Annotated in this window: 21 protein-coding genes; 1 reads left to right on the top strand and 20 read right to left on the bottom strand. The window is 37.8% G+C overall.

All coding sequences use genetic code 11. The features are described 5' to 3' along the window. Window positions 1-92: 92 nt before the first annotated feature. The 3 genes from ACN0NP_RS05670 to ACN0NP_RS05660 form a co-directional block, all read right to left on the bottom strand. Window positions 93-1,166, bottom strand: a complete 1,074-nt coding sequence (locus tag ACN0NP_RS05670) for a GntR family transcriptional regulator (RefSeq protein ID WP_157327544.1) — start codon at window positions 1,164-1,166, stop codon at window positions 93-95. A 143-nt stretch (window positions 1,167-1,309) separates the two neighbouring features. Further along, entirely contained in the window at window positions 1,310-3,811 is a 2,502-nt protein-coding gene (gene leuS / locus ACN0NP_RS05665; RefSeq protein ID WP_423216932.1) for a leucine--tRNA ligase, read from the bottom strand. Between the two features lie 135 nt (window positions 3,812-3,946). Then, window positions 3,947-4,789, bottom strand: coding sequence for a patatin-like phospholipase family protein (locus ACN0NP_RS05660; RefSeq protein WP_027968053.1), 843 nt, complete (start codon window positions 4,787-4,789; stop codon window positions 3,947-3,949). Window positions 4,790-4,894: 105 nt separating this feature from the next. Between ACN0NP_RS05660 and ACN0NP_RS05655 the strand changes: the two genes are divergently transcribed. Further along, complete coding sequence (locus tag ACN0NP_RS05655; RefSeq protein WP_398575189.1) at window positions 4,895-5,620, top strand: ion transporter; 726 nt, start codon at window positions 4,895-4,897, stop codon at window positions 5,618-5,620. Window positions 5,621-5,656: 36 nt separating this feature from the next. Here the strand turns inward: ACN0NP_RS05655 and ACN0NP_RS05650 are convergent, their stop codons facing one another. The 17 genes from ACN0NP_RS05650 to rpmG all read right to left on the bottom strand — a co-directional run bounded on the left by ACN0NP_RS05650 (window position 5,657) and on the right by rpmG (window position 19,720). Further along, window positions 5,657-6,202, bottom strand: coding sequence for a CylK protein (locus ACN0NP_RS05650; protein ID WP_423216931.1), 546 nt, complete (start codon window positions 6,200-6,202; stop codon window positions 5,657-5,659). Next, the gene (locus ACN0NP_RS05645) at window positions 6,171-7,397 is read right to left on the bottom strand and encodes a glycosyltransferase (RefSeq protein ID WP_423216930.1); all 1,227 of its coding nucleotides are present in this window, start codon (window positions 7,395-7,397) and stop codon (window positions 6,171-6,173) included. Before ACN0NP_RS05645 ends, ACN0NP_RS05650 begins: the two co-directional genes overlap by 32 nt. Window positions 7,398-7,406: 9 nt before the next feature. Further along, a complete protein-coding gene (locus ACN0NP_RS05640) occupies window positions 7,407-9,599 on the bottom strand; it encodes a beta-ketoacyl synthase N-terminal-like domain-containing protein (RefSeq protein ID WP_423216929.1) in 2,193 nt (730 codons plus the stop codon). Continuing rightward, window positions 9,599-10,549 carry an aminomethyl transferase family protein gene (locus ACN0NP_RS05635; protein WP_423216928.1) on the bottom strand — a complete coding sequence of 317 codons (951 nt, stop codon included), beginning with the start codon at window positions 10,547-10,549 and terminating at the stop codon, window positions 9,599-9,601. The genes ACN0NP_RS05640 and ACN0NP_RS05635 overlap by 1 nt, the downstream gene beginning before the upstream one ends. Window positions 10,550-10,551: 2 nt before the next feature. Further along, window positions 10,552-12,519 carry a cylE protein gene (locus ACN0NP_RS05630; RefSeq protein WP_423216927.1) on the bottom strand — a complete coding sequence of 656 codons (1,968 nt, stop codon included), beginning with the start codon at window positions 12,517-12,519 and terminating at the stop codon, window positions 10,552-10,554. Then, complete coding sequence (locus ACN0NP_RS05625) at window positions 12,516-13,394, bottom strand: ABC transporter permease (RefSeq protein WP_423216926.1); 879 nt, start codon at window positions 13,392-13,394, stop codon at window positions 12,516-12,518. Before ACN0NP_RS05625 ends, ACN0NP_RS05630 begins: the two co-directional genes overlap by 4 nt. Continuing rightward, a complete protein-coding gene (locus ACN0NP_RS05620) occupies window positions 13,387-14,316 on the bottom strand; it encodes an ABC transporter ATP-binding protein (RefSeq protein WP_074630146.1) in 930 nt (309 codons plus the stop codon). The genes ACN0NP_RS05625 and ACN0NP_RS05620 overlap by 8 nt, the downstream gene beginning before the upstream one ends. Then, window positions 14,306-14,782, bottom strand: a complete 477-nt coding sequence (gene fabZ, locus ACN0NP_RS05615) for a 3-hydroxyacyl-ACP dehydratase FabZ (protein WP_074567003.1) — start codon at window positions 14,780-14,782, stop codon at window positions 14,306-14,308. Before fabZ ends, ACN0NP_RS05620 begins: the two co-directional genes overlap by 11 nt. After that, entirely contained in the window at window positions 14,769-15,071 is a 303-nt protein-coding gene (locus ACN0NP_RS05610; protein ID WP_021141483.1) for a phosphopantetheine-binding protein, read from the bottom strand. Before ACN0NP_RS05610 ends, fabZ begins: the two co-directional genes overlap by 14 nt. Then, entirely contained in the window at window positions 15,064-15,786 is a 723-nt protein-coding gene (gene fabG / locus ACN0NP_RS05605) for a 3-oxoacyl-ACP reductase FabG (protein ID WP_423216925.1), read from the bottom strand. The genes ACN0NP_RS05610 and fabG overlap by 8 nt, the downstream gene beginning before the upstream one ends. Beyond that, window positions 15,783-16,568: a CylD gene (locus tag ACN0NP_RS05600; protein ID WP_423216924.1), complete on the bottom strand. Its 786-nt coding sequence runs from the start codon at window positions 16,566-16,568 to the stop codon at window positions 15,783-15,785. Before ACN0NP_RS05600 ends, fabG begins: the two co-directional genes overlap by 4 nt. A 56-nt stretch (window positions 16,569-16,624) precedes the next feature. Continuing rightward, entirely contained in the window at window positions 16,625-16,933 is a 309-nt protein-coding gene (locus ACN0NP_RS05595; RefSeq protein WP_423216923.1) for a cylX protein, read from the bottom strand. A gap of 39 nt (window positions 16,934-16,972) precedes the next feature. Beyond that, window positions 16,973-17,242 carry a hypothetical protein gene (locus ACN0NP_RS05590; RefSeq protein WP_074630149.1) on the bottom strand — a complete coding sequence of 90 codons (270 nt, stop codon included), beginning with the start codon at window positions 17,240-17,242 and terminating at the stop codon, window positions 16,973-16,975. Between the two features lie 267 nt (window positions 17,243-17,509). Further along, the gene (locus ACN0NP_RS05585) at window positions 17,510-18,427 is read right to left on the bottom strand and encodes a helix-turn-helix domain-containing protein (protein WP_423216922.1); all 918 of its coding nucleotides are present in this window, start codon (window positions 18,425-18,427) and stop codon (window positions 17,510-17,512) included. Window positions 18,428-18,645: 218 nt separating this feature from the next. After that, window positions 18,646-19,185: a transcription termination/antitermination protein NusG gene (nusG, locus tag ACN0NP_RS05580; RefSeq protein WP_021141477.1), complete on the bottom strand. Its 540-nt coding sequence runs from the start codon at window positions 19,183-19,185 to the stop codon at window positions 18,646-18,648. 141 nt (window positions 19,186-19,326) lie between these two features. Continuing rightward, window positions 19,327-19,503 (bottom strand): preprotein translocase subunit SecE, encoded by a 177-nt coding sequence (secE, locus tag ACN0NP_RS05575; protein ID WP_423216921.1) that lies wholly within the window; start codon window positions 19,501-19,503, stop codon window positions 19,327-19,329. Window positions 19,504-19,567: 64 nt separating this feature from the next. Then, on the bottom strand, window positions 19,568-19,720 hold the full coding sequence (rpmG, locus tag ACN0NP_RS05570; RefSeq protein ID WP_003067827.1) for a 50S ribosomal protein L33: 153 nt from the start codon (window positions 19,718-19,720) through the stop codon (window positions 19,568-19,570). Window positions 19,721-19,768: the final 48 nt, after the last annotated feature.

Here is a 19,768-nt window from a genome sequence, read left to right as displayed (position 1 = left end):
TCGGACAGAAAGAAAAACAAGGCACAAAAAAAGTCCCATAAATGGGACAGCATCAAGCTTTTTCTATCATTTTTTAACGTCAAAAAATTTTTTTAAATTTCTTTTACAGAATCTCGTTCAATCATCTCAGGCGCATAAAGAATCGATGTCATCTCAGTATTCTTTTCGATAGCATTGATTAATTGTTGCGCAGCCTCTTGACCAAGCTGCTTTTTAGGATGTTTAACACTTGTAATCAATTGCGCTTGAGCCAAATATGAATTATCGTGACTAACCAAGGAAATATCTTTAGGCACAGTTAACCCGACCTCACGCAATGCCTGAATGAGTTGACTTGCCACTTGGTCGTTGTAGCAGACAATTGCCGTTGGAGCATCTGTTGAAGCCAAAATGTCCTCAACATATCGCTCGATTGCCTCTTTTTGATTTTTCGTCGTAAAGGTTGCAATATAACGAGATTGGAAAGGCAACCCAGCTTCTTCGTGCATCTTGATAAAACCTTTCATACGCAATTTACCTTGCATATCATCCATCTTGGCAATAAGCCCAACCTTAGTATGGCCTTTACCGATAAGATATTTGGTTGCTTCATAACCAGCTTGTTCATCATCAAGACTCGCATAAGGCACATCCAGCATGTCATAGCAAGCATTCAAAAAATAAACTGGCACGCCATCTTCACGCAATTGAGAGTAATAAGCAATATTAGGATTGTATTCGTTACTTGAAGTCGGTTCAACCAAAAAGCCGTCAACCCCTTGGGAAATCATACTTTTAAGGCACTCCTCTTCTTGTGCAGGGTCATTATTTGTTGCATTAAGCATCAGAGAATAACCGTGCTCACGAAGCACTTCTTCAATCCCTTCAATAATTGTTGGGAAGATATAATCAGACAAATAAGTCGTAATAACACCAATTGTTTTAGTAGCTTGAGTCTTATTTTTTGATGCATCTTTATAATTCAAAACAAAGGTTCCTGAACCTTTTTCAGCTTTCAAATATCCTTGTTGAATCAACAAACTAAGAGCTTGTCGCACAGTATGGCGGCTAACTTGATAAATCTCTTGCAGCTTGCTTTCTGGTGGAATCACACTTCCAATCGGGTATTCACCGTTTAAAATTTTTTCTAAAAGATCATCTGCAAGTATCTGGTACTTAGCTGCCATAATTTTTCTCCTTCTAACATGTACGTACATTAAGTTTATCACAAGTTAAAGATGTCTGCAAGTTTTTATTAGCGCTGTTAATAAAAATACAAAAACGCACAGGATTCAACCTGTGCGTCATTTTTTTTATTTACATCAAAAACTTATTTTACAACAATGTTAACAAGTTTATTAGGCACCGCAATCACTTTGATAATGTCTTTACCAGCGATTTCATCTTGAATTTTTTCATTTGCAAGAGCAAGTTTTTCAAGTTCTTCACGGCTTGAGTCTTTTGGTACAACAAGTTTTGCACGAACTTTACCTTTGATTTGGATAACAATTTCAACGTCGTTTTCAACGAGTTTTGATTCGTCCCATGTTGGCCATGCAACGTATGAAATTGATTCACCTGAATGTGTCAATTCTTGCCACAATTCTTCAGAAAGGTGTGGTGCAAATGGAGCTAACAATTGTACAAATCCTTTAGCGTAATCAGCAAAGAGTTTGTCTTCTTTATTTGCTGCGTTAACAAATACCATCAATTGTGCGATAGCTGTGTTGAATTTCATTGCTTCAAGTTGTTCAGTGACAGCTTTGACAGTTTCGTTATAAACTTTATCCAAGTTGCCGTTGTTTTCTGCAACAACTTCTTTTGTTGTCAACAAGCGGTATACGCGGTCGAGGAATTTACGTGAACCTTCAAGACCTTCTTCAGACCAAGCGATTGAAGCATCAAGTGGTCCCATGAACATTTCGTATACACGAAGTGTATCAGCACCGTAACGTTCAACCACATCATCTGGGTTAACAACGTTTTTAAGTGATTTAGACATTTTCGCTGGTGCTTGTTCAAGTTCTTCACCAGTTTCGATATTGAAGAATGAACCATCACGTTTTTCAACTTTATCAGTTGCAACAAGTGCACCACGGTGGTCGCGGTAGCTTGTTCCCAAAATCATACCTTGGTTGAAGAGTTTTTGGAATGGTTCTTTCGTTGGAACAACACCTAAATCATAAAGGAATTTGTGCCAGAAACGAGCGTAAAGCAAGTGAAGCACAGCGTGCTCAGCACCACCGATGTAGATATCAACTGGCAACCAAGCTTTAAGAAGGTCTTCATCAGCCAATTTTTCATCGTTGTGTGGATCGATGTAGCGTAGGAAGTACCAGCTTGAACCAGCCCATTGTGGCATTGTATTTGTTTCGCGACGACCTTTAACACCGTCTTCACGAGTCACTTCAAGCCAATCAGTCAAGTTAGCAAGTGGTGATTCACCTGTACCTGAAGGTTTGATATCTTTTGTTACTGGCAATACAAGTGGAAGTTGATCTTCTGGAACAGCTGTTGTTGTACCATCTTCCCAGTGGATGATTGGGATTGGTTCACCCCAATAACGTTGACGTGAGAAGAGCCAGTCACGAAGACGGTAAGTTACTTTCTTGTTACCAACACCTTCTGCTTCAAGCCATTCGACCATTTTGTCAATAGCTTGCGCTTTATCAAGACCATCTAGGAAGCCAGAGTTGATGTGAAGTCCATCTTCTGTGTAAGCTTCTTCTTCAACATTTCCACCTTCAAGAACTGGAATGATTTCTAGGTTAAATTGTTTTGCGAATTCCCAGTCACGTGTATCGTGGGCAGGAACAGCCATGATAGCACCAGTTCCGTAGCTTACAAGAACATAGTCAGCAATCCAGATTGGCATTTCTTTACCATTTACTGGGTTAATAGCGTAGCTACCAGTCCAAACACCAGTTTTTTCTTTAGCAAGGTCTGTACGAGCTAGGTCAGATTTAAGACTTGCTTGATGTTTGTAATCCGCAACAGCTTGTGCTTGTTCTGGTGTTGTAATAGCTTCAACAAGTGGGTGTTCTGGAGCCAAAACAGCATAAGTTGCACCAAAGAGTGTGTCTGGACGAGTTGTAAATACTGTGAAATCTTTGTCAGTGTCTTCAACTTTGAAAGTAACGTTAGCACCAGTTGATTTACCAATCCAGTTACGTTGCATATCTTTGATTGATTCTGGCCAATCAAGGTCATCCAAGTCGTTAAGCAAACGTTCTGCGTAAGCTGTGATTTTAAGCATCCATTGACGCATTGGTTTACGGACAACTGGGTAACCACCACGTTCTGAAGTTCCGTCAGGAAGCACTTCTTCGTTGGCGATAGCTGTACCTAATTCTTCAACCCAGTTAACTGGCACTTCAGCTTCGTATGCCAAACCTTTTTCATACAATTTTGTGAAAATCCACTGAGTCCATTTGTAGTAGTTAGGGTCAGTTGTGTTGACTTCACGATCCCAGTCATATGAGAAACCAAGTGAGTTGATTTGACGTTTGAAGTTAGCAATGTTTTTAGCTGTGAATTCAGCTGGGTCATTACCAGTATCCATTGCGTATTGTTCTGCTGGAAGACCAAATGCATCCCAACCCATTGGGTGAAGCACGTTGTAACCTTGAGCACGTTTGAAACGGCTAAGAATATCAGTCGCAGTATATCCTTCTGGGTGTCCTACGTGAAGACCAGCACCAGATGGGTAAGGGAACATGTCTAGCGCATAGAAATTTGGTTTATCAGCGTCAGTCCCTGTTTTGAAAGTATGGTTATCAGCCCAAAAAGCCTGCCATTTTTTCTCAATCTCTTTATGATTATAAGTTGCCATGTTTTTTCTCCATGTTCTTAGTATTGGTTACTATTATACCACGAAAAGAATAAAGAAAAAAGGCGAAATCACGGGGATTTCATGCCTTTTATGTGCCGATAAGCTTGGTTTGACACCAAAACAAATCTGACTTTATCATTTTGCTAGATATTCCTTCAATTTTGCCATATCATCTTTAGCGTCTGCTAAGCCGATTTGATAGATTTCTTCAAATTTTTCTGGGTTAGTTTCGAGTCGTCCAATTTCGAGATTTTGGCTTGGGCGAATAGCAAAGAGCTCACCTTTCTTTTCCAAATCAATAATGTGCTCAACCGTCGCATTGTAATGTTCATAACGTTTTGATGCCACTTCAACAAATTTTGGATATCTTCTGTAAAAGAGTTTGTAAAGACGACCGCTGCTTGGTTTTTTACGGTAATCAATCGGACGTGTCAAAACAACAATAATTTTATCGAAGCCAAGACTTTTAGCAAAATCAACTGGGATGCTATCTGACAAGCCACCGTCAAGGTATTTATTGCCATTCCACTCTACAATTTTTGAAGCCAACGGCAGAGCAGAACTTGCTCGAAGCAACTCCATTTGTTCAAAAACATTATCGACTTTGTGGTATTCTGGTTTCCCAGTTGCCAAGTTAGTCACTGTTGCATAAAAGGGAACTCCTGATTCTTCAAAAGTCTTTTCATCAAAAATGTCCAACTCCATAGGAACTTTATAATAAGTGAAGTCTTTATTGACCACATTTCCAGTTTTTAGCCAAGAACGAAGTCCCATATACTCAGGATATGAGGCATATTTTTTATTATAACGAAGGGCACGACCTTTTTGTTTCGACAAGAAGTTTACTCCAAAAAGTGCTCCAGCAGACACTGACACAATGCCATCTACTTCAATACCAGCATCTAAAAAAGCATCTAGTACACCAGCCGTAAACAGCCCACGCATGCCGCCACCTTCTAATACTAAACCAACTGACATTTCTTTCCTCCGTTCTTTAATTTTGTAAATTATTATATCAAAAAATGGGTGATTTAGATGGTTTTTGCTATGTTATAATAGTTCTAACAAGCTAAAGGAGCTAATATGAGAAAGAAAATTTACGACATCATTGAACCAACCAAAAACGTCACCACCGTTGAAAAGATTTATGACATTTTCATGGTCATTGTTATTATTGCGAGCTTGCTTCCTTTAACCATCAAAACACATTCAACTTTTTATGCGGTTCTGGAAAATGTAACCACTCTTATTTTCATCATCGATTACGTGCTACGTCTTATGACTGCAGACTTTAAACTCAAGCAAGGAAAAATTTCTTTCATCAAATATCCTTTTACTTTCCTTGCTATTACAGACCTTGTTGCGATTTTGTCTTCTCTACTATTTTGGAATAACACTTTTCGATTGTTCAAAATCGTGCGCATGATTCGTACGGTTCGTGTATTCAAACTCTTTCGTTATTCTAGAAGCATTAACATGCTCATTCATGTTCTTAAAAAGCAAAAAGAGTCTTTATTAATCGTTGGTGCTTTAGTTGTCATTTATATTTTCATCTCAGCTCTCGTCATTTTCAATGTTGAGCCAACAACTTTTAATAATTTCTTCGACGCCCTTTATTGGGCAACTATTTCTCTGACAACCGTTGGCTACGGAGATATTTACGCTGTCTCTACCATCGGAAAATTAATCACCATGATTTCATCAATCCTTGGTGTTGCCATCATCGCACTTCCTGTCAGCATCATGACCGCAGGTTACCTAGAAGAAATCGAGACACGACGTCACAGACGTAAACGTCCAAATAACTAAAAAACTGAGCTTCTTAAAAGAGCTCAGTTTTTTATATTAAAGTTTTAGATGAGTAATTTCTGACTCATCTTCAAAGAAATATCCAAGCAAATAATTGTCAAAAGACTCGTAAGTGATTTTATCTGCAGTTGGGCATTTAAAAGCAATTTCCTTTTCTAACCACTTCTGATAAAAGGCTAACTTTTTATCCTGAACACTCCAAGAGCCAAGAAATTTATCATAAACAGCCTGCGAGCGGTCACGATATTCCTCTAAATCCACACCACAAGAACCCGTTGGAGAATAAGTTAAAACATGGTAATCACCTGAATTTGAATAAGAGATGTGTCCTTGTGGTAATGAAATCAAATAAGTACTCGCTACCGAAAAAGCTTGCTTGCAAATATCGTCCGCAAAACCAAGTTTCCTCAAAGCACGATAGACAAAATGACTTCCTTGAAGAAGTTTTTCTCGCGTCACTTCTCGAGTCGCTGCTTTGTAACGCGCTAATCGCGCACCCGTCAGCTGATTGTCTAAATCCTGATGAGCATTTTGATATAAAATGACAAGATTACTGCTTGTTTTGTAAGATAAATGCTGCAATTTCAGCCTCCGCTTTTTCTAAAGAATGCTGTGCTTCTTTTTTTATTTGATGAGTCAGGGTCAACATATTTTGCTTATAATCAGCCAACTGCTCCGTAAAATCATTAAATGTCTCAGCAAGATTTTGAGTTGTTGGATTTTCAAGCAATAGCGCTGCTTGATGCTTGCTAAACTTCTTGATGTTCCAGAATTGTTCGTTGAAAAATGGAATGCCGATAAAAGGAATGCCTTGCTCTGCCATGGCATAGACAGTCCCCTGACCACCGTGAATAATCGCAAAATCAATCGTTGATTCAAGTTTTGAAAAATCAATAAAGTCAATCGTCTCAACGTGCGCACCTGGCAAATGAATGTTTTCACCACAAGTTGTCAAAAGGTAGTTACGATTTCTCGGAAGTTTTTCTAAAAATTTTTCTACCCAATCTTTCTTAAAAGACGTGCCAAAACTTAACAGAATTTTTGACGTTTCCTTTTGCTCATGCAATGAAAATCCGACATCATCAATCAAAATCGGACCAATGATTTTGTAAGAAGAATCAGCTGGAAAATCATAGAATTGCGAATAATCCGCCACCAAATTCAAATCACCATTAAAGAGTTCAAGAGCATTGTTAAATGGTTCGCCACCTTGACGTTTCAGGTAGGCATTCCAAGTGCTGACGTTACTTGAATAAGAGGTAATCATCTTTTCAACCGTTTTTTTCATTTGTTGCTGATTAAGCTGAGAACGCCTGCGATTTGATTGAAAATATTTGTTATTAGAAAATAGACCTTCTGAATTTTCGACGATTTCACTGATGTGTGTTGCCCCAGAAATAATCCAAATAAGAGGCACTTTTTCAAGACGGCAACTCGTCACCATACTCAAGCGGTAGCCAGTCACCACAGCATCAAACATTTCCTTAGCTAAAAGCTCACACTCAAAATCACAGACCGTTTCAATCTCATTTTCTGTCAAAAAATTGAAATCCGTTGACAAGGAGAAAAAAGAATCATACCGTTCTTTGTTGTAAATGGCATTATCAGCAGGACAGTGATGCCAAATATAAGCCGCATTATCGAAAATGAAAGGATAGTAAGGCTCCCCGATAATATGAATCTCGTGACCTTTTTGCCATAAATGCTCGGCTAATTTTGATAAACGTTGGCTCTCACCAAGGTTCATCATGAACGGGGCAAATAAGAATTTACTCATGACTGCCACCTATTTTTCAACAATGGCAAAAGAAATCCCGCCAAATTTTGAATAAGATAATACCAAGTAATTTCCTGATGAAAGGTCTTCATTCATCACAAAATCAATCTCTTCACCAGCTCCATTTGAAGCAAATGCAAAAGCTTTTTCAGCCAGATTTTCATAGCCGTAAGAATCTATTAAAGATGTCAAGAAATCATAGTCTGTGCTGTCGATTTTTTTACGTGAATTCCAGACACATGCCTTAATATCTTGTGACGACAAAGATAATTTTTCCAGTAATTCTTGGAAAGCTTGGTCAAAAATAGTTGCCACTTCTTGCAGAGATTTTCCTTGATATTTCAACTGACGGCTACCTAAAATTTTCGTTGTCTGCTCTGATTGGTCACGCGAAAGAATTTGTACTGAACAATAATCTGCACAGACAAAATCACTGCTATCATAGCGCATTTGTTGCCACCACATCATGCTAAATTCAGTCCATTGATTAGCTGAAACAAGAATCACCTGATTAAGGTCATCGTGCTGCATCATTTCCTTAGCGTACTGAATACCATCAATAGCTCCACTATTACTTGAAATGACAGAAACTGGTCCTTTGATTTTAAAGAGGATAGAAAGCATACCAGCTGCCGCATTCATCACTGTAAACGGGAAACGTGAGGCAGAAACGTGAGCGTAACCTTCCTTGGTGATTTGTTCTTCAATGCCTTCAACCACTTCAACCGGACCTGACGGTGTAACAAAAACAATTCCCACTTTTGAAGTGTCCATTTTTTTCAAATTAAGACCACTAGCTCGCAAAGCCTTATCAGTGGTTAAAGCTACCATTTTTGAAAAATCATCCATCTTGCGGAATTGCGCTGGATTGATTGTCTTAGGTGGCATGGCTTTTTTGAAACGATAAGCTGTGAAATCATTAAACCCATTGTCGCAAAGCTGATATTGCTTGCTATCTTGTGCTACTTTATCAAGTGAGCTAGCCGATGAAAGAATAGCCAATGTCATATCATCTGTGACTGAGAATGTCTCCAAGTCTGAGTCCAAAGACGACAAAAGCACACCACTGTTGTTGCCGCCAAAAGCAAATGAAAAATTCATGACATTTTTGATAACATGTTCACGTTTTTGATTGTAAACAAAATTATCTGGGAATTCTTCGTGTCCGATATTATTTTTGGTTGCAGGAACAGTTTGTTCTTCAATAGCAGCCAAGCAGTTAATCAACTCAATAATTCCTGCTGCACCAAGTGTGTGTCCTGTCTGACCTTTGGTACTGCTAACGAGTGTTGTTTCTGGAAAAAATTTATGATACATATTTTTTTCCATTTTGTCGTTAGCTTGGGTACCTGTACCATGACCATTGATGTAATCGACATCCTTGAAATCAATACCTGCTTTTTCTACCAAAGTCTGAGCAATATGCGCTGCGCCTTCTCCCGTTGGTTTTGGAGCTGTGATATGATAAGCATCTGATGTAATTACACCACCGATGATTTTTCCATATTTTGCTAAAGCCTTATCTTTCACCAAAATGACAAAGCCTGCTCCTTCACCAAGGTTAATTCCTTTTCCAGATGAATAAGGCTGGCATGCCATATTAGCACTAATTGCCCCGAGCGATGTGAATCCTGCTAGCGAAATATCACTCAGCTCATCACAACCACCGCAGATAGCTAGGTCACATTCATCATCTTGCAAGAGCTGTGTCCCTAAAATGACAGCATTATTACTAGCTGAACAAGCTGTTGAAATCACATAAGTCTCCCCAACAAGATTATGGTAAGCCATCAATTCATCCGCAATATGGTGAACAGATGTCTTAGACAATAAATCTGCTTCAACTTCATGGTCACCATCAAGAAAGCGATAAAGTGCTTCTTGACCAGCGACCTTACCACCCAACGACGTTCCTAAACACATGGCAACTCGGTGATAATTTTTTAAGTCAACTCCAGAAGAATCCAGAGCTTCTTGCAAAGCTGAAAAGGCAAATTTAAAATTACGAGTCTCATTTTGGTAACAATCAGGAACTTTTGGGTCGTCAAACACACGTCCTGTGTAAGCCTCTAAAGTCCAGCCATGATTGTCATAAGTATTTTTTGTAATGCCTTCTTTCATGGCAAAAAGATTAGCTTTGTGCTCAGCATAATTTTGCCCAAGTGAAGAGACAATTCCTACACCACTAACATATACTGTCATTATTTGTTCCAACTTTCTGGGATACGATATGGGCTTGAAAGAGTTGTCAAAACTTGTCCAGATTCAGCTACAAAATGAACGCCTGAATGTGCAAACTCTTTATCGATAGTCATCAAGCCTAAGTTGCTTTCATTGCTACTAACATCATCTGCTGACCAGATTACTTTTCCGACAACTTGGTCATCAAATAAAACGTCTGTCCCTTTGGCAATCTTTTCACTGGCTTTAAATCCTACACTACGCAAATCAACTGCTTGTGTAGTTTCCAGAAAAGCATCTCTACCACGAAATTCATCTTTGGTAAAATCAAGGTTCCAAGAGTAGCCAAGTTCATAAAGTGAATAGTCATCAGTTTCATAAATACTTGTAATTGGTTGACCAACTTCAAAGCGGAGAAATTCATCCAAGTCATCATCAAATGTGGCTACATCAGCAAGTACCTCAGCCACAAACTGGTCAAATACAGCAGTTGGCAAGAAGAATTGATAACCAAATTCACCTGAAAAACCAAAACGTGCCAAGTAAGCCGCTTGGTCTTGATAAGTCATCTCAGCCATCCCACGAAAATTCAAGGTTGCAATGTCGTATTCATAAAATGCTTGAGCAATATCACCAGATTGTTTTCCTTCTACTTGAACCATTTGGTAATCAGCTGAAATTTCCTTGATTGAAAAGTCAAAATCAATGCCAGCAAAATAATCTTCTAATGCTTTGTGGCTTGCAATCCAGTAACTATCTTCAAATTTGTAAAAAGTGACTTCGTCGAAAACTTTTCCTTCTTCATCAAGTAAGAAAGTATAACCACAAGTTTCAGTATCCGCAAAAACAATATTTTTAGGTAAAACGACATCTAAAGCTTCTTCACACTCATCACCAGCAATCTCATAAAGAAAGCCATCGTAGATTTTATAAGCTTTATCTGTTCGTAATGTCGTATAAATGCTTGTCATATTTAACTCCTTTTATATTCTGTTATTCTCACATTGACCGCGTGAGTGAGGTTGGTGTCAAAGACACATCTGATTTTTAAACTGTTATTTTCTTTATATGAGTAAAAAACACCGTCTTGGCAAACCAAGCAAATATAGCGATTCTGCTTTTCATCATAAATCACTAGTTTATGCTTGCTTTCTAAGATATGTGCTTTATTTTGATAAGGGATAGTCTCACGAAAACGTATCGCCTTAAGGTTTCCTTTAATTTTTAAAGTGAAAGAAAGTGCGGCATGGTCACAATCTTTTGGGATAGCCTCGCAAGGAATAACCAGCTGGTTATGCGCTAAAACTAGCACATCTGTCGCATAACGTTTACGATTCTTCAAAAATCGCTTCGTCCCATAACCATGTTCTTGCTCAAATGCTAATTGGCTAACGTATTTTAAGAGATTTTTAGAACTTGGTTGATAGACTAACCGGTCAAAAAATGGCCGAGCTTTTGGCTGATTAAGTGGTGAAAATTGAATCTGGTAAGTTGAACCGTCAAACTCATCTGAAGAACAAATACTGAGCGGGCGAAATTGCATTTGATTACTAGTTTTTCCAAAAGGAGAATAGTGAACATGGCAATCTTCACTTGGAATCTCATAATCAAAACTTTCCCCAACAAAAGCTCCTGCTCTCAGAAAATCATCGTGCTCTTGTGGATAAAAACCAGGACGATTGACTTTATAAGTCTCACCATCTTTTAGCAAATGTTCTTGGTTAAAAATTCTGAATCCTTGCTTGACTAACCGAGGCATCATGGCTTTAGCCTTTTCATTGCAATCATACTGGCAAATCAAAGCATCCTCAGAAAAGTTGATAGATTTTTTAATCTGTGCACCCTTGTAAGACCAGATAATATCAAGGTGATTCGGTTTTTCTTTTACCTTGAAAGTCGAAGTCAGAGGACGACTAAACATGATAAAAGTATCCTCAAAAACCACGCGCTCACCCTTACAAAATAGCAAACTCCCTTCGTGCGACACTTTCAGCCTGTACCCACAAAAGCTCTGCTCCAAAAGCTGACTTTCACCTAGCGATTGATTACGGCAACGCTCCAGCTGCACTGCAATCGTGCCTTGCTTTGTCACAATATTTGCCTGCACAAAATAACGAGCGTGCTTTCCAAGTGATAAACGCTTATGCTTACGATTCAAAATCGACAAGCGTCTGCCAATTTTGACCTGAATCTTTTCAACATCATCTGATAAAAAATCAGCTTGCAGATAATAACGCCCTGCTTCCTGCACAATCTCAAGCTGAAACAATGCCATTTTTAAAAAATAAGGAAGGCTAGCCTGGTCTTGCACTTTGAAAGACAATTCCTCATTTGAAATCTGTGTCTGAATAAAGGTTTCTTTTCGAGCCGAGTCCTCAATTTCCTCTAAAATTTCAAAAGTCGACAAATCATACGTCTTGCCATGATAATCTGACAGACAAAAGGTTTTTATCACCTTTGGCAAATTGCTACGCAGAGAACGGCAATGTAAAATATCTTCGTAGGTCTGACTGTATTCTCGAAAACCATTCAAACGTGACAAAGAAAGCGAAGGCTTGTTGTACTTGCTGATTTCTGTAAAAAGATTTGAAAAACCAAGCTGAGCAATCTGTTCTAAAATCGTCCGATAGAGATACGAAATCGCCTGACCGCCACGATTTTCCGAATCAATCAGCAAAAAGCCACTAAAACTACTATCTGTATCCAAACACTCATGCGTAATGAATTTGAAAAAAGCTGATGTTCCAATTAATTTTCCATTTTGGCGCAATAGAAAAAATGGTTGCACTTCCTTGACTTTCATGGTCAAATCAAAATCTTCTGTAGTCAAAGGTCTTCCATCAGGAAATTGGTAAACTTTGTTTTTGTTAAAGAGATTAACAATTTCAGGATAATCATCAAAATGTGCTTTAGAAACTTCTAACTGATTTTCTTCCATCATTTTTTAACCTTTTTAATCACAAAATGTAGCACGAGAAAAGCCACAATGATAATCAGACAATAAACCAACATAAACTGATTTGATAAGGCTTTTCCGCCAGCATCTTTCAGCACCAAACCATAAGATTCCTTATAATCTGTCACAACTGAACTATCTGCTTTGTCAAAAACACTTTTAAGTGAATCTTTCATCAACACTTGCTTTAAAAGAGCATTAATCTGAGTCAACGGGAACCAAGTCATCACTTGCTGCAAAGTCTTTCCGACAGAACCAATTGATAAATAAACCCCTGAAATAAATCCGATGAAAGTTCCGACAATCGTACTTAAGGTCGTAAAAGCTGAGCTCGATTGGATAAATGCTAGAATCGGCAAAACAATCGCGGCAGAAAGCACCGTTCCCAAAGAAATGATGCTAAACATTCTAAGATAATCTGTAGCCGAAAAATCAAGCAAAGACGAGAATCCGTTGAAAATGCCTATCGCAAACACACACGAAAACATGGTCAAAATAATGCCAAAAAGAATAGCAAAAATAGCATAAGACAATTCAACCGCTGAATTTGGCATAGGACTAACTTTGAAATCTTCACTTAATTTCTTTTCACGGTCAGCCACCATCACACCAAATGCTCCAAGCGTTCCAGTCATAGAAACAATGGTCGTCAAGCCAGCAATCAACCAATAATTCACCATTTGAATCGTATCACTTGAAACCTTATCGCTATGCAAAGCAGCTTTGATAGCATCGATTTGAATTTGCCCTAGGAAAACTTGGTAAACTAAAATCAAAATAATAACTGACAGAAATGACATGAAAAATGCCATACGATCGCGCGTGTAAACCTTGCGATTTCTAGAAATTAATTCAAACATTAGTCTCCCCTTCCTTTTCCTTGAGCAGGTTTAGATAAGCCGCTTCTAAGTTAGAATAAGCTGCGTTAAAGCGCTCAATAATAGAGTTATCCTTATTGTCTGAAATGATTTGCATCATCTCATCAACCGTGACATCTCTAAAGACAATCTCTCTTTCAGATAAGACCTCACTTTTTGTCACAAATGACGTGATATCAAGAGAAGCAACCGAGTGGCCTTCTTTGACTCGCAATTGCAAATTGGTTGTCGAATGTTTCTTGATGAACCCATCAATATCTCCAGAATAATAAAGTTTACCAGCGATTAAAACATTTAAAACGTCACACGCAGCCATTTCTTCAAGATAATGCGTAATCAAAACAACTGTCATGTGAGCTTCTTTGTTCAGGTGACTGATGGCTTCCCACAAATCATGTCTTGACTGAGGATCAAGCCCTGTCGTTGGCTCATCAAGCAACAGTAAAGACGGATTTGGCAAAAGAGCACGCGCAATATCAACCTTACGCTTTTGACCACCCGAAAGACTTCCATAAGGTCGTTTTCTAAGCTCACGCAAATTCAAGTAAGCCTGCAGCTCCTCAAGACGTTGCTTAACAGCTGCTCTTGATAAACCATATAAAGCTCCACGAGAAATCAAATTTTCCTCAACACTAAGATTGTCATCCAAACGATTACTCTGAAACACAATCCCAATGTGCTTATAAAATTCTTTATCACTCAGTGGTTTTCCATCGACTTCCCAAATAATATCTCCAGAACTTGGTTTAAAATTTTTAATCAAAAGATTAAAAAGTGTTGTCTTTCCAGCACCGTTTGGACCAAGTAAACCGTAGAATTTTCCCTCTTCAAATACCAAATCAATACCCTTTAACGCCTCAAAAGAGCCATATTTTTTTCGGATATTTTGTAATCTAATCTCCATTTTCAGACACCAGCATCCTTCCTGAAGCCACTTCTTGCTTATTCTCATCACGAATGATTGCTTGAATCTCAAGAAGCTGACCAAGTTTTGATTGGGACCTGCATGTGATGGTCAGTTGATCACCAGGTGTTGCGATTTTTTTGAATTTAAAGTTTTTCACGCTAGCCAAATACCCAACTTTTTCAGCCACATTTTCAGCGCTCAAATCTGCACTTGTCACTTCTTTTCCCTCAAGAGAATCTAAAATATAAAGTAATGCTGCTGATTGCGCAGCCATTTCAATCATCAAAACTCCAGGAACAATCGGACGACCTGGAAAATGACCTTGAAAAAATGGTTCGTTAATCGTGATATTTTTACGACATTCGATAACACCAGTTTTATACTTTAAAACTTTATCAACTAACAAAAAAGGATAACGGTGCGGCAACATTTTGATAATGTCTTCACTATTAATCTTCACCATTAAAATCCTCACTGTTTTCAATCACAAAATCAGCCAGTTTATTGACTGATGATAAAACAGCCATGTCATCATCATTGATTTCAACTCCAAAAGTTGTTGACAAACCAATCGACAATTCCAAAGCATCAATCGAATCGAGTTCTAAACCACGTCCGAACAAAGGCTGGTCGTTCATGATTAACTCTTTATCTAAATCCAACATTAACGACTCAATCAAAACATCTTTGATTTGATCAACTACTTCTTGACGGGTTTTAATCACTTTTTTCTCGTCATTCCAATTAATCATTAATCATTCCTCCATCGATTACCAAATTTTTTCCTGTAATGTAATTTGCTTTATCACTCACTAAAAATGCAACTGCCCACGCAACTTCTTCTGGACGACCAAAACGCCCAAGAGGAATCAAATGCTCAGCAATTTCATCTTTATTTTGAAGTTCACTAGTCATATCTGTCTCAATAAATCCAGGGCTCACACAATTAACAGTGATGTTATCCTTAGCAAATTCTTTAGCTAAGGTCTTAGTCACCGCAATGATGGCACCTTTACTTGCTGAATAATTTGCTTGTCCAACCTGACCTGCAACCCCACTTGTTGATGAAATATTGACCACCTTACCATGAATATGCTTTGCTTTCATGATTCGTAGCACAGCTTTTGTCATATTCACCAAACCCATGAGGTTAATATTGAGCACTTCTTGCCATTTCTCTTCTGACATCATCAAAAAATAGCCATCACGGATAATACCTGCATTGTTGACTAGACAATCAATGTGCCCATATTGGCGGAAAATCGTCGTTACTAATTTTTGAACAGCTTTTGCATCTGACACATCGCATTTATAAGTTTCAAGACCTGGCAGCTCTTCTTTCAGAGCATTAGCCTTAGCATCATTTCCCGCATAAATAGCAACAACCTGATAACCTTCCTTATGCAGCTCAGTTGAAATCGCCTTGCCAATACCACGTGTGCCACCAGTAACAATCGCTACTTTCATTCTCTATCCCTTCTACCTCTCATCTTCATCAATTGTTTTGAAATAAATTTATTCGGTGATAAGTCAAGGACATCCGTGTCCTTGTCTAAAATACCTTCTTTGATTTTTTGCCAATTAAACAAATGATGCCACTGGTAAAGAATCTCTTCTTCTAAATCATCACAATGAAAAATATACTCGTATGCCTGATTCTGTTGAATATGTAATTCCTGAACCATTTTTCGATAGTTTTCTTGTGAATCACTTAAAAAACTTGTATGATAAGGTGCTTTAACACCTAAAGGTTTTACCTTCAATAAAAGGCCCGCCTCCTTTGCAGCATCCTGCAAAATCGACAAGTCTTCTTGTCTCATAGCTAAGACTCCTGACCTCATATCCGTCAATATAGCTAACTGAAACTTATCTGGAAAATTCTTTAACACTTTTTGGTCAAAAAGTTCCATATCTTCTGTCATCACCAAATGTAATTCTTCCTGACAAGAGAGTGATTTCACAAGCTGAGCACGTTTTTTAATAAAAGCTAAAATATCTTGAAAACTAGCACTCCTACTAGCTAGCAAAACATTAAAAATCCCTGCGCTGTGTGCTGAAAATCGTGTTCCAACTTCAATCGGCTCTTCTGGACTTATCCAAGTATTATAAAGAAAAGTCGTTAACATGGCCGCATACAAATCTTGTAAATCCACCTTCTTAGCTAGAATATCTTGAAACAACTGATAGGCCGTTTGGTCACAAGTTTCCAATTGTAACAGTAATTCTTGCCCCTTTTTAGTCTTAATCATCTGATGTAAATGTTTCAACTGAACATTTCCTTGACCACCATAGACTATTGTCGACATCACCTTTTTATCCTTTCCACAAGAAGTACGGGAGCATTGTAATCCACAATTCCCCCGTCCTCACAATATTTCTTGAGGATTTTTACTGAGTCAAACGTCACATAATCGTAGGCTAAGCCTAAAATCTCTACTCTTAACAAAAGGGCACCTTTTTCATAAGTGCCACCTTCAAAGATTCCCTCAGCATAGTAGACTTTCCCCACCAAACATGTAGAAATCAATAAACTATTTGCCAGCCGTGTATCGTACAAACAATATTGGTGATCAGAAAGCTCTTCAATCTTCCCTAAAATATTAGACTTGTTCATTAATTTGCACCTCCAGTACAAATCATCCCATTGCTAAAATCATGCTTGTTCTTTCACCATAATTTTGGCGTTTTTTCTGATTGTGCCCAATAAAATCTTTTTTTGACTATTTTGCTCAATCATCGTTAATTTAAACAATTCATCATCCACCCAAATCGAAACTAATTTGTTATCTTGGGTTGAATTCCTCAGGGTTAGATAAGAAACCTCTTCAATCCTCTTTTCAATATTGCTTGTAATCATCGCTGTTTTTCCCCAGAAATACTTCCTTGTATTATCTTTGCTTGATACTGCTTTGAAAAACAGCATCCTTCTCCCAAACTAAACTGTTAAAAGCTATTAACCTTTCCAAAAAATTAAAAAATTAAGCAATGTAAACATACCCTTCATCCTTTCTTTAGTTGTTAGCATTATTATATAGCGCTTTCACAAAATCACGTGAGGACATTCATGTCCATATGAAAAAAACAGTCCAGTGGACTGTTTTTTCATGAGCCTAAAAATTAAATAGCGAATCTAGTCCAGTGGACTGTTTTTTATAAAACTCGAAATTTAAAAGTAAGTTTCATCTAAAATCTAAATTCTATCCAAGCCGAGATAGTCTAAGTCTTTTTTCCATTCGCGTTGCATATTTTGCTTAATCAAATCTTCTGATAACAAATCCGCCATCATAATAGATTTTTGATAATCTTTTCTTGCTTTTTCTAAATCATGTTTCAAAAAAAGAGCGATTTTCCACTCAAAAGCATAAACAAAGATATTATCTCTATAATCGTTACGCTTTGTCATAATTCCTCGTAGAACCTCAATAACATCAGGCAACAGATCATAGTCCCCGTAACAACACAAAATCCCTGCAGCAGATATAATGACATCTTGAATTTTACCCAATTCAGCCAACGGAAAATAACTAACCGCCAAAATCACCTTGCTAAGAAGATCGATAAATTCGACTTTGTCAAAATCCTTGATTGCTAAAGACAAAAGACGCAGTTGAATAATCTCGACATCATTAAATGACAGTTGGCTTTTTTTACAAGCTTGTCCCAAATACTCATCTAACAGTCCTTGGTCAAACGACGCATTTCCCGTACAAATCATATCCACCGAAGCTTGAGCAACTTGAACAGCAATCTGCTCCTCCTCTGGCAAATCATCAAAATAATGCTCATAAATCTGCTCAATAATTTTCTCACGCTGTAAAAGTCGCTCCTTATTGCCATAATGATAAAGTGTTCTAAGCTGATAACGCAGGTTAATGTAACCTTCTGGCAACTTCAATCCCTCTTTATTCGTCAAACTATCCAGCGAAACTCCCAATTTATCAGCAATATAAACAGCTGTTGCAATCGTAGGTAACGATTGTCCCTTCTCAATTCGTTGAAGCTGTCTTGTCGTCAGCACATCCTCAATCCCACAGACTCTTTGTCGGCTCATTCCCTTTTCTTTTCGCAAGTCTCTCACCTTTTGACCAAATTCTTTTTTAAAATCCACGACAAAGAATCTCCCTAATCTATTATTTTAGTTAAAATACTTTGATAATCAAATTATATTACAAATTCTAACCACTCTGTAATATTCTAAATATATCAGATAAATGAGACGAAAACAAGATAGTCCAAGGGTGAATACGTTTTAAGATGATAACATTTTTAAAAACAAAAAAATACCTCTAAACTACTTGAGTTTAAAGGCATTTCTAATAAGAATGATTACAATTCAGCGATTTGGTAAAGTTCCAATTCAGCTTGTGTTTCAGTACCAAACATGTTAATCATCAATTTAACTTTGTTATTTTCGATTTCAACAACACGTCCTTCTTGACCAGCAAAAGCTCCGTCGATGATTTGAACCACATCACCAGCTTTAATGTTTGTATCAACAACATCAACAGTTTGACCCATTGAGATAAGGATTGAACGGATTTCTTCTTCCAAAAGTGGAGTTGGTTTTGAACGGTTACCGTGTGAACCAACGAAACCAGTAACGTTTGGAGTGTTACGAACAACGAACCAAGCTTCGTCTGTCATAACCATTTCAACCAAAACATAACCAGGGAAGCGATTTTCTTCAACTTCTTTGATTTTACCATTTTTTTCAACGTTAACAGTTTGTGTTGGGATTTCAACACGCAAGATGTTATCCAACATGTTGTAAGTTTGTGCACGTTGCAAAAGTGTTTCTTTAACTTTGTTTTCGTAACCAGAGTAAGTTTGTAGCACAAACCAACCTTTATCAAAAGAATCTAACATAATTTCCTCCATTATAAAAAAGCCCTTTAGAGGCTCCTCGGGTGTTTTTCTTTATTTTATTATAGGAAAAATCGCTAGCGCTGTCAACGAATTACTGCCAAATGTGCATACAAAAAAGCTGGGCAAAACCCAGCTTATGTCTTAGAATCGATTTAACAAATCCATCACTCCCAGTAAGAGCAATTTATCGAAAATGAAAATAACAATGGTAAAGAATGCTGTATATTCAAGTACAGAGATATAATCTTTCCAACGTTGTTTACGATCTGGCCAAGTTGTATCACTTAAAATCGTAAAAACTCCCTTAATGAATGCCACAGGCGACTCCTCCTTATTCTATCATCTCGCTCATTACTCTAAAGCTGAGAATGACCGCTACAAATTATCGTGTTTCTTTGTGTAGCGTGTATTTTTTACAATGTTTACAATATTTATTAACTTCTAGTCGTACAGGTTTGGGGTTGCTACTAACTCCGATAGAGTAGTTACGGCTTCCACATTCTGTACAAGCTAAACTTGCTTTTTTCTGTGCCATAATTCCTCCGAGACCTTATTTTATCATGTTTTTCTTATTTTGACAAGT

It is taken from the genome of Streptococcus equinus (assembly GCF_049393805.1).
In the GTDB taxonomy this organism is placed as follows: domain Bacteria; phylum Bacillota; class Bacilli; order Lactobacillales; family Streptococcaceae; genus Streptococcus; species Streptococcus equinus.
This window is presented reverse-complemented; position numbering and strand designations above follow the sequence as displayed.

Excerpts from the sequence above, each read along its gene's own strand:
- ACN0NP_RS05590 (WP_074630149.1), bottom strand. The coding sequence starts at position 17,242 with ATGCTGTTTTTCAAAGCAGTATCAAGCAAAGATAATACAAGGAAGTAT.
- ACN0NP_RS05620 (WP_074630146.1), bottom strand. The coding sequence starts at position 14,316 with ATGGAGATTAGATTACAAAATATCCGAAAAAAATATGGCTCTTTTGAG.
- ACN0NP_RS05670 (WP_157327544.1), bottom strand. The coding sequence starts at position 1,166 with ATGGCAGCTAAGTACCAGATACTTGCAGATGATCTTTTAGAAAAAATT.
- fabG (WP_423216925.1), bottom strand. The coding sequence starts at position 15,786 with ATGAAAGTAGCGATTGTTACTGGTGGCACACGTGGTATTGGCAAGGCG.
- ACN0NP_RS05635 (WP_423216928.1), bottom strand. The coding sequence starts at position 10,549 with ATGACAAGCATTTATACGACATTACGAACAGATAAAGCTTATAAAATC.
- ACN0NP_RS05600 (WP_423216924.1), bottom strand. The coding sequence starts at position 16,568 with ATGATTAAGACTAAAAAGGGGCAAGAATTACTGTTACAATTGGAAACT.
- ACN0NP_RS05630 (WP_423216927.1), bottom strand. The coding sequence starts at position 12,519 with ATGATGGAAGAAAATCAGTTAGAAGTTTCTAAAGCACATTTTGATGAT.
- nusG (WP_021141477.1), bottom strand. The coding sequence starts at position 19,185 with ATGTTAGATTCTTTTGATAAAGGTTGGTTTGTGCTACAAACTTACTCT.
- ACN0NP_RS05595 (WP_423216923.1), bottom strand. The coding sequence starts at position 16,933 with ATGAACAAGTCTAATATTTTAGGGAAGATTGAAGAGCTTTCTGATCAC.
- ACN0NP_RS05640 (WP_423216929.1), bottom strand. The coding sequence starts at position 9,599 with ATGACAGTATATGTTAGTGGTGTAGGAATTGTCTCTTCACTTGGGCAA.
- ACN0NP_RS05610 (WP_021141483.1), bottom strand. The coding sequence starts at position 15,071 with ATGATTAATTGGAATGACGAGAAAAAAGTGATTAAAACCCGTCAAGAA.
- ACN0NP_RS05660 (WP_027968053.1), bottom strand. The coding sequence starts at position 4,789 with ATGTCAGTTGGTTTAGTATTAGAAGGTGGCGGCATGCGTGGGCTGTTT.
- ACN0NP_RS05625 (WP_423216926.1), bottom strand. The coding sequence starts at position 13,394 with ATGTTTGAATTAATTTCTAGAAATCGCAAGGTTTACACGCGCGATCGT.
- rpmG (WP_003067827.1), bottom strand. The coding sequence starts at position 19,720 with ATGGCACAGAAAAAAGCAAGTTTAGCTTGTACAGAATGTGGAAGCCGT.
- ACN0NP_RS05655 (WP_398575189.1), top strand. The coding sequence starts at position 4,895 with ATGAGAAAGAAAATTTACGACATCATTGAACCAACCAAAAACGTCACC.
- fabZ (WP_074567003.1), bottom strand. The coding sequence starts at position 14,782 with ATGGTGAAGATTAATAGTGAAGACATTATCAAAATGTTGCCGCACCGT.
- ACN0NP_RS05645 (WP_423216930.1), bottom strand. The coding sequence starts at position 7,397 with ATGAGTAAATTCTTATTTGCCCCGTTCATGATGAACCTTGGTGAGAGC.
- leuS (WP_423216932.1), bottom strand. The coding sequence starts at position 3,811 with ATGGCAACTTATAATCATAAAGAGATTGAGAAAAAATGGCAGGCTTTT.